6 protein-coding genes are annotated in these 8643 nt (G+C 75.0%); 3 read left to right on the forward strand and 3 right to left on the reverse strand.

The window, feature by feature from the left end; all coding sequences use genetic code 11:
• The first annotated feature begins 66 nt into the window (after positions 1 to 66).
• Positions 67 to 1668 carry a PucR family transcriptional regulator gene (locus ACFRAR_RS03980; RefSeq protein WP_380694478.1) on the forward strand — a complete coding sequence of 534 codons (1602 nt, stop codon included), beginning with the start codon at positions 67 to 69 and terminating at the stop codon, positions 1666 to 1668.
• A 30-nt stretch (positions 1669 to 1698) separates the two neighbouring features.
• Here the strand turns inward: ACFRAR_RS03980 and ACFRAR_RS03985 are convergent, their stop codons facing one another.
• A complete protein-coding gene (locus ACFRAR_RS03985; RefSeq protein WP_380694480.1) occupies positions 1699 to 3189 on the reverse strand; it encodes an alkaline phosphatase PhoX in 1491 nt (496 codons plus the stop codon).
• A gap of 210 nt (positions 3190 to 3399) precedes the next feature.
• Positions 3400 to 4650 (reverse strand): hypothetical protein, encoded by a 1251-nt coding sequence (locus tag ACFRAR_RS03990; protein ID WP_380694481.1) that lies wholly within the window; start codon positions 4648 to 4650, stop codon positions 3400 to 3402.
• A 136-nt stretch (positions 4651 to 4786) separates the two neighbouring features.
• Between ACFRAR_RS03990 and ACFRAR_RS03995 the strand changes: the two genes are divergently transcribed.
• Positions 4787 to 5260, forward strand: coding sequence for a VOC family protein (locus ACFRAR_RS03995; RefSeq protein WP_380694483.1), 474 nt, complete (start codon positions 4787 to 4789; stop codon positions 5258 to 5260).
• Positions 5261 to 5274: 14 nt separating this feature from the next.
• On the opposite strand, the gene ACFRAR_RS04000 is transcribed toward ACFRAR_RS03995, so the two are convergent.
• Positions 5275 to 6900 (reverse strand): hypothetical protein, encoded by a 1626-nt coding sequence (locus tag ACFRAR_RS04000; protein WP_380694485.1) that lies wholly within the window; start codon positions 6898 to 6900, stop codon positions 5275 to 5277.
• Between the two features lie 358 nt (positions 6901 to 7258).
• Here ACFRAR_RS04000 and ACFRAR_RS04005 point away from each other — a divergent pair, with 358 nt between their 5' ends.
• Positions 7259 to 8593: an MFS transporter gene (locus tag ACFRAR_RS04005; protein WP_380694487.1), complete on the forward strand. Its 1335-nt coding sequence runs from the start codon at positions 7259 to 7261 to the stop codon at positions 8591 to 8593.
• The last annotated feature ends 50 nt before the right edge of the window (positions 8594 to 8643 follow it).

Here is an 8643-nt window from a genome sequence, read left to right on the forward strand (position 1 = left end):
CGAACTCTGTCCGCCCGGCTAAAATCAACCACACATCGTTGTCCGAGCGGATGAAGGAGGACCGGCGTGACCACCCCCGGCCTGCCGCTCCGTCAACTGCTGATGTCCCTCGGCGAACCGCTGGTCGAACTGCAGGCCGCACCGCAAGGGCTGGACGTCCCGGTGCGCGACGTCGCGATCCTCGACCCGGAGGACCCGCCGACCGCCGCCCCCGGCGAGCTCGTGCTCGCGATCGGCGCCCGCGGCCGCGCCGCCCTCCCCGCCCTGCGCGCGGCCGGCCGGGCCGGGGCCGCCGCCGTCGCGGTCAAGCTGGACGGCCCCGGCCAGGCCGACGCGCTGCGCGAGGCCGCCACCGACGCCGGCGTCGCCCTGCTCTCGGTGCGCCGCGAGACCCGCTGGGAGCACCTGGACTCGCTGGCCCGGGCGATCATCGCCGGACCGGACGCCCCGGACGCCCCCGGCGCCCCCGAGCCCAACGCGGGCGACCTCTTCTCCCTCGCCCAGACCGTCGCCGTGCTCACCAACGGCATCGTCTCGATCGAGGACACCTCCAGCCGGGTGCTGGCCTACTCCCGCTCCTCCGACTCCGACGAGGTCGACGACCTGCGCCGGCTGTCCATCCTCGGCTGGCAGGGCCCGGAGCCGTACCTGTCCAAGCTCCGCGAGTGGGGCATCTTCCAGCACCTGCGCGGTTCGGACACCCCGATCGCGGTCGAGCCGCACCCCGAGCTGGGCCTGCGCCGCCGCCTGGCGGTCGGCATCCGGGCCGGGGCGCAGCCGCTCGGCACCATCTGGGTGCAGGAGGGCGCGCAGCCGCTGGCCCCGCTGGCCGAGCAGGCCCTGGTCGGCGCCGCCCGGGTCGCGGCCGCCCAGCTGGTGCGCCGCCGCCGGGAGCTGTCCGCGGACGTCCGGCTCACCCAGACCCTGCTCACCGGCCTGCTGGAGGGCTCGACCGGCCCCCAGTCGCTCGCCACCCACCTCGGCCTGGACCTGCGCCGCCCGGCCACCGTGCTGGCCTACAGCGCCCGCACCACCGACGCGCCGCACCGCGCCGACGTCACCGGCCTGATCTCGGTGCACACCGCCGCCCGGCACCGCACCGCGCTGCTCGCCCCGATCGAGTCCCGGGTGTACGTGCTGCTGCCGGAACTCCCGGCCGGACTGCCCATGACGACCGTCCGCGGCTGGGCCGCCGAGGTGGTGACGGCCGCCCGGGACCACCTCGGCATCCCGCTGCGCGCCGCGATCGGCTCGACCGTCGAGGGCCTGGCCCAGGTGCCCGACTCCCGCGCGCAGGCGGACCGGATCCTGGACGCGATGGGCCGCGGCGGGGTGGACCTGGACGTCGCGGCGCTGATCGACGTCCAGGCGGAGGTGCTGGTCAGCGAGATGCTGGCGCTGCTCCAGGAGCACACCGGCCTGCGCGACCCGCGACTGACGGCGCTCACCGAGTACGACCGTCGGCACGGCACCCGGCTGGCCGAGTCGGTGCTGGCCTGGCTGGACGCGCTCGGCGAGGTCCGGGTGGCCGCGGACGCCCTGCACATCCACCCCAACACCCTGCGCTACCGGGTGCGCCGCGCCGAGCAGTTGACCGGCGTCGACCTCGCCCAGCCGCAGCAGCGGCTGCTGGCGATGCTGCAACTGCGGCTGCCCGCGGACGAGTAGTCCACGGGCAGCCGGAGATGCGACGATCCGTCAGGCGCCGTAACCCTGACCGCGCTTGTGCTCGTTCAGCCGGTGCCACGGGCCGCTGACGGCCAGCTGGATGCCCGGCTCCTGGATGTTGGCGAACAGGGTCTTGCCGTCGTCCGAGAAGGTCACCCCGGTGAACTCGCTGAACTCGGGCTTCTCGGCGGTGCCGGTGTTCAGCTCGTTGCGGGCGATCGGGAAGACCAGCCCCTCCTCGGTGGCGCCGAACAGGTGCGAGACGCCGTTGCCGTCCTCGGCGATCACGATGCCGCCGTACGGCGAGACGGTGATGTTGTCCGGGCCGTCGAAGTTGTCGTGGTCGCCCCAGACGTCGTTGTTGACGCCCAGCAGGACCTTCAGGGTGATGGTGCGGCGGTTCGGGTTGTAGAACCAGACCTGGCCGTCGTGCTGGACCGGGCTCTCCGAACGGGCGTAGCTGGAGACGAAGTAGAAGCCGCCGTCACCCCACCACATGCCCTCCAGCTTGCGGGCGCGGGTGACCTCGCCGTCCTTGAACTGCTTGCGCACCGAGACGGTCTTGGCGTCGCGGTCCTGGACCTTGACCCAGTCCACGCCGTAGGTGGTGCCGACCTTGGCGGCGCGCGAGAGGTCGTCGACGAACTTGCCCTGGGCATCGAAGACCTTGAAGGCCTCCAGCACACCGGCGTCCTCGGCCAGCTTGCGCAGCTTGTGGCGGCCGTGCGTGAAGCCGGCCGGCGGGGTCCAGCGGAACAGCAGGCCGTTCGGGTTCGAGGCGTCCTCGGTCAGGTAGACGTGGCCCTTCTTCGGGTCCACCACGACGGCCTCGTGCGCGTAGCGGCCGAAGGGCTTGATCGGCTGCGGGTCGCGGTTGTAGTCGTCGTCGAACGGGTCGACCTCGAAGACGTAGCCGTGGTCCTTGGTGAAGCCGTTCTTGCCGGCCCTGTCCTCGGTCTCCTCGCCGGACAGCCAGGTGCCCCACGGGGTCACGCCGCCCGCGCAGTTGGTGGCGGTGCCGGCGATACCGACCCACTGCTCGACCGAGCCGTCCCGCTTGGCGTGCACGATGGTGCAGCCGCCGGCCGCGCCCGGGTCGTAGACGTGGCCCTCGATCAGCGGCACCGGGTGCGGCCAGTTGGCGCGGGCACCGGCCAGCTCGTGGTTGACGACCATCAGGTTGCCGCCGCGCTCGTCCTCGAAGGCGGAGGTGCCGTCGTGGTTGCTCGGGGTGAACTCGCCGCTGCGCAGCTTGGTGACGCCGGCCCGGTTGAGGACCTTGTACGAGAAGCCCTTCGGCAGGGACAGCAGCCCGGCCGGGTCCTGGACCAGCGGGCCGTAGCCGACCGCGGTGCCGGCGGCCGAGTTGGTCCCGGCGGCCGCGGCGGCCGGGGCCTCGCCGCCGGCCGGGGCGGCGATCGCGCCCGGGGCGCTGGCCAGCGCCTCGGCGCCGCCGGCGATCAGCACGCCGGCCCCGACGACGGTGGAACGGTTGACGAAGTCCCGGCGGGACAGCGACATGGCAGCAACTCCTGAAGGATGAGCGGGAGCGTCGGTGCGGGATGCCGACGCCCAGCAGGCTCCGCCGGTCGGGTGAACCCGGCGTGACGGCAGGCTCACGCCCAGGCGGCCATTTGCCAACTGATGACGTTCACATGACCCGCGCTTTACCCTCGCGCCCCTCGGGACTCCCCTCGGGACTCCCACCGGGCTCCCCTCGGGACTCCCCCGTCAGCGCCGCGCGGCCCGCCACTGCTCCCAGGCCGACAGCCACAGCTGTTCGGCCAGCCGCTGCTCCTCCCAGACGCCCGCCCCGCCGCCGCCCGGGCGCTCCCGGCGCAGCTGCTCCCAGGCCCGCTGCGCCGGCAGGCTCGCCACCTCGCTCGCGAACACCGTGTACCGGACGACCTCCTCGACGGCCGCCGCGCCCTCCTCCGTGCCGACCAGCCAGTGCGTCTGCCGGGAGAGCCGGGTGAGGTGGTTCACCATCGAGGCCACCGCCGCCACGGCCTCCTCCCGCGTCTCGGTGGCCAGCCGCATCTGCTGGCGCACCGCCGCCTCCCAGCGCACCGCGCCGGCCTCCCCGCGCAGCCCGCGCGGCAGCCTCGGCGTGCGCCCGACCCGCACCTGCGCCTCGATCGCCGCGGACTCGGCGACGGTCTGCGCGATCAGCTCCCGGTGCGCCGCCATCCCGACGACGGGCGGCAGTTCGCGCTCCTCGACCGGGACGCGGCGGGCCCGCCGGACGGCGAGGTCGCGCAGCAGCTCGGTCCGTCCGCGCAGGTAGTGCTCGAAGTCGCCGATCGGGCCGAGCTCCACGGCTCCGGGGGCGACCCCGCGCCCGCACACCGTCACCGTCAGCCCGCCGACCCGCAGCCGCCCGGCCCACACCGGCACCGGCCCGTCCGCCACGGCGCCGCCGGGCCCCGGCACCGGCCGGTCCTCGTGCACCTCCACCGCGTGGGGCTCGCCGTCCACCGTGATCCACTCGCGCAACGCCCGGACCCGGCCCGGCCCGTCGCCCTCGTCGATGCCCGACTGCTCGTAGAGGCGGTCCCGTTCGTCCTCGACCAGGTCCTCCAGCTCGGGCAGCCGGTCGCCCCGCTCGGCCCCCGGCCGGTAGGTGCGCACGGTCAGGTGCGGGCCGGCCGCCGAACGCCAGTCACCGCACCGGACCTCGACCCAGCGCAGCTCACCGGCGGAGGTCTCGAAGGCGGCCAGCGCGGCACCGGCGGGAGCCGGACCGGCGGCCACGCCGTACACCGGGAAGTCGGCCGCCGCCAGGGTCCGGCGGGAGAACTCCTCCTGGCCCGCGAGCCGGTCGGCGAGGCTGCTGTCGGGCCGCCCGTCGGACCTGCCGTCGGACCTGCCCTCGCCCGGCTCCGCCGACCGGTCGGCGGGTGGGCCCACCCACCGGTCCGCGAGGCGCTCCACGGGCTTCTGGTGCCTGCCGCCGCTCTCCCGCATCATCCTGTGCCGCACCCCCGCGTCCTCGCACCCGCACCGCTGACGCCACCTTACGTGCCCGCAGCTGCCGGGTCATCAGCTCCGCCTCCGGACGGGGGCGGTGGCCGTGTCAGGGCACCCGGTTGTCAGCCGCCCTCCCTAACCTGGCGGCATGACAGCACAGAACGACGCAGCCCAGGCCCGTACCGAGCAGGGCACCTTCCCCGCCCGGATCAGCATCGTCACCCTCGGGGTGACCGACCTCGACCGCAGCGCCCGCTTCTACGAGGCCCTCGGCTGGAAGCGCTCCACCGCCTCCAGCCCGGAGATCGTCTGGTTCCGCACCGCCGACTCGGCGCTCGGCCTCTTCCCCACCGAGGAGCTGGCCGCCGACGCGGGCGTGCCCGCCACCGGCGAACCCTCCTTCCGCGGCGTCACCCTCGCGGTGAACCTGGAGTCCCCCGCGCTGGTGGACGCCGCCCTGCGGACGGCGGTCGAGGCCGGCGCCGTGGTGGTCAAGCCGCCGCTCCCGACCCACTGGGGCGGCTACTCCGGCTACTTCGAGGACCCGGACGGCCACCTCTGGGAGCTGGCCCACAACCCGTTCTTCCCCTTCACCGAGGACGGCTCCCTGGACCTGCCCTGACCGGGACGAAGCCCTCAGTTCTTGGAACGCGCCTTGAAGGCCGCCTTGCGCGCCTCCTTGGCCAGCGCCCGGTCCGGGTGCAGCTCCCCGATCGCCTCCAGGACGTCCGCCGTGTACGGGTGGTCGACCCGCCACAGCTCGCCGAACCAGCCGGCCGGATCGCCGTTCACCGGCAGGTCGGCGATCAGTTCGCGCAGCAGCTCGGCGTCCCCGCCGTTGTCCAGCAGCTGGGCGGCGAAGGTGTCGACCACCGTCCACAGCGCCATCGCCCGGTCCGGCACCGGCACGTCCGTCGCCCCCTGCGCGGTCAGCCAGGCCCGCGCCGCGCCGCCCAGCTCCGGGTCCTCCATGACCTCCCGGACGGCCGGCTCCGCCCCCGCCCCGAGCAGGTTGAGCGCCGAGACGCAGAGCATCCGCCGCAGCGGGCCGTACCCGTCGACGCCGCGCGCCGCGGCCAGCAGCTCGCGCGCCGCGGCCACCGGCTCCCGGCCGGCGACCCACACCCGCAGCTCCTCCTCCGGCAGCACGTTGGCCGACTCGCACACCGCACGCAGCAGCTCGGCCGCGTCGCCCTGGGCCAGGTCGCCGACCAGCGGCGCGTCGTAGCCGTCCTCCAGCAGCCACTGGCGGATGCCGTACTGGCCGAGCGGGGTGAGCCGGACCAGCCCGAAGCGGGCCGACTCCTCCTCGTCCAGCGGCTCCTCGCCGACCACGGCGGGCTCCTCGCCGTCCTCCTCGTCGAACAGCTCGGGGTCGATCGGGCGGTACTCCAGCAGCCCGAGCTCGGCGAGGTCGCCCAGCATCGGGTCCAGCGCGACCATCACGTCCGTGATGTCGCCGAGCAGCTCCTCGCTCGGCTCCTCACCCTCCGGGACGACCAGCAGCGCGGCCAGCACGCCCAGCGGCACGGTCTCGTTGCCGGGCTCGGCGAAGGCGGTGGTCTCGTAGAGCACCTGGAGGGCCTCGTCCAGCAGCTCGGCGGCCTCGTCGCGGGCCTCCTCCAGCTCGGAGAGCGCGTCCTCGTCCTCCTCGCCGTCCCCGGCCGGCTCGCCCTCGGCCTCCTCCCCGGCCTCCTCCGGGAGCGAGTCCGCCTCGACGGCCAGCTCCCGGACGATCCCGGCGGCGGTCAGCCACAGCTCCAGGACCGTCTCCGGGTCCCCCTGCTCGGCGGGCTCCAGGTCAGGGCCGGGAACGGCGACGTGCTCGCCCTCCGCGGTCGTGCCGAGCTCCACCAGGTCCAGGTCACAGGCCAGCGACCAGGCCCGCAGCGCCTCGACCTCGGCCTCCTCGGGCAGCTCGCCCTCGGCCGGGGCCAGGCCCAGCAGCCGGGCCGCGGGCGCCCGGTCCGCCTCGACGAGGTCGCCGAACTCGTCCACCGCCCGGTGCGGGGCCGCCCAGCGGGCCAGCGCCAGCGCGTACCCGAGCATCGGCACGGCCCTGGCCTGCTCGGCCAGCTCGCGCTCGGCGGGCAGCTTCACCGGCGGGACCAGGACGGCCGCGTCGTCCAGGTCCTCGTCGTCCAGCCCGTGCGCGGCGAACGCCCCGTAGAGGTCCTGGAGCTCCAGGTCGGCGGGCAGGACCGCCTCGGCCGCACTCTCGCCCGCCGAAGCCCCGGTGTTCCTGCGACGTCGTCCGGCCATATCCGTGCGCTCTCCCTCAGCCAGCGGTCAGCCCAACAGCGCCGCGTACCAATCCATCACCTCAGCGTATCGGTCGGGCACCCCCCGCGCCCGACCGTACGGGGCGCACCCAGGGGCGCGCGCCGTGGGCGTACGCCCACCCCTTATCCTTCGGTCTGGCACCGCGCACACCCCGCGCGGGCCACGGGGCAACGAAGCCCGACCGCCCTCCGCCCGACCCCGGGCCGGAGGGGCCCTCTTCAGCTCACCTCGCCCCACCAGGGAGCCCGAACCGCGGCCACCACCACAGCGCCTCCGGACGGGCACACCGGCACACCCCGCCGACCCCGGTGGTGCCCGGCCACAGGAGACCCCTGCCATGGCGGACCTCTCCCCCGCCGGCTCCGGCCTGCGCACCGCGCAGCTCGACGGACGCCGACTGTCGGAGGCCCTGCTCCCCCTGGAGCTCGCGCCCCGCGCCCAGCTCCAGCTCGCCGCGATCAGCCGCTGGAACGCGCTGCGCGGCGTCCGCGTCGGCCTGGTGGCCGCCGCCCTGCTGCTGATGCTGATCGGCGCCAACCTCGCGACGCCGATCTACTCGCTCCTCCAGCAGCGGCTGCACCTCACCGCGCTCGACACCACCGTCCTCTTCGCGATCTACGTGCTGGCGCTCGTCCCGGTGCTGGCCATCGTCGGCCACTGGTCCGACCACCTCGGCCGACGCGCCCTGATCCTGCCCGCCGTCGCCCTGTCCGCCGTCGGCGACGTCGTGTTCGCCACCTCCGGCAGCTTCTGGCAGCTCGCCGCCGGCCGGGCCGTCCAGGGCATCGCCGTCGGCCTGTCCACCGGCGCCGCCGGGGCCGCCCTCGGCGACCTGCTGCCCGACCAGCCGACCCTGGCCGCCAAGATCACCCTGGCCTGTTCCGCCGGCGGCGTCGCGCTCGGCCCGATCGTCGGCGCCCTGCTGGCCGGCGGCTCCGACCCGCTGCTGACACCCTTCCTGCTGCACGCCATCGCGCTGCTCGCGCTCTGCGTGCCGCTGGCACTGCTCCACCCGCGGATGCCCGGCCGCAACCGCCCGTCGGCGTCGCCGCCCCGGATCACCACCCCGGCCCACCTGCGTCCGCAGCGCCTGCGGCTGCCGCAGACCGGCCGCCGCGAGTTCCTGCACGCCGCCACGGCCGGGTTCATCTCCTACGCGGTGTTCGGCGTCTACCTCAGCCTGGCCCCGGCCTTCGCGGCCAAGCTGCTGCACACGGACTCCAAGCTGGTCGGCGCGATCGTCGCCGCCCTCCTGCTCGGCTCCTCGGCCGCCACCCAGCTGGTCGTCCCGCCGACCTCGGACCGCGTGGTGACCGCCCTCGGCATGACCGGCCTGGCCACCGGCCTCGGCCTGGTCGTCGCCGCCCAGTACACCGGCACCCCGGCACTGCTCTTCATCGGCAGCGTCCTCGGCGGCATCTCCCAGGGCGTGGCCTTCCGCTCCCTGTTCACCAGCGCCGTCGCCGCGATGAACCCGGAACGCCGCGGCTCCGAACTGAGCGCCCTCTGGGTGATCGTCTACCTCGGCAGCTCCGCCCCCATCATCGCCCTCGGCGCCCTCGTCCAGACCTACGGCCTGCTCCCCTCCGTCAGCGGCTTCGCCGCGCTCGCCGCCCTCCTCTGCGCCGCCCTCGCCGTCGCCGTCGCCCGCAAACCCAAGCCGACGGCCTGACCCCCTCACGACGAGCGCCGCTGCCCGGGACCACTTCGGTGGCCCCGGGC

Origin of the sequence: Kitasatospora sp. NPDC056651, from assembly GCF_042792155.1 — a bacterium.
GTDB lineage: Bacteria > Actinomycetota > Actinomycetes > Streptomycetales > Streptomycetaceae > Kitasatospora.

Coding starts and splice junctions, on each gene's coding strand:
- ACFRAR_RS03985 (WP_380694480.1), bottom strand. CDS start 3,189: ATGTCGCTGTCCCGCCGGGACTTCGTCAACCGTTCCACCGTCGTCGGG.
- ACFRAR_RS03995 (WP_380694483.1), top strand. CDS start 4,787: ATGACAGCACAGAACGACGCAGCCCAGGCCCGTACCGAGCAGGGCACC.
- ACFRAR_RS04000 (WP_380694485.1), bottom strand. CDS start 6,900: ATGGCCGGACGACGTCGCAGGAACACCGGGGCTTCGGCGGGCGAGAGT.
- ACFRAR_RS04005 (WP_380694487.1), top strand. CDS start 7,259: ATGGCGGACCTCTCCCCCGCCGGCTCCGGCCTGCGCACCGCGCAGCTC.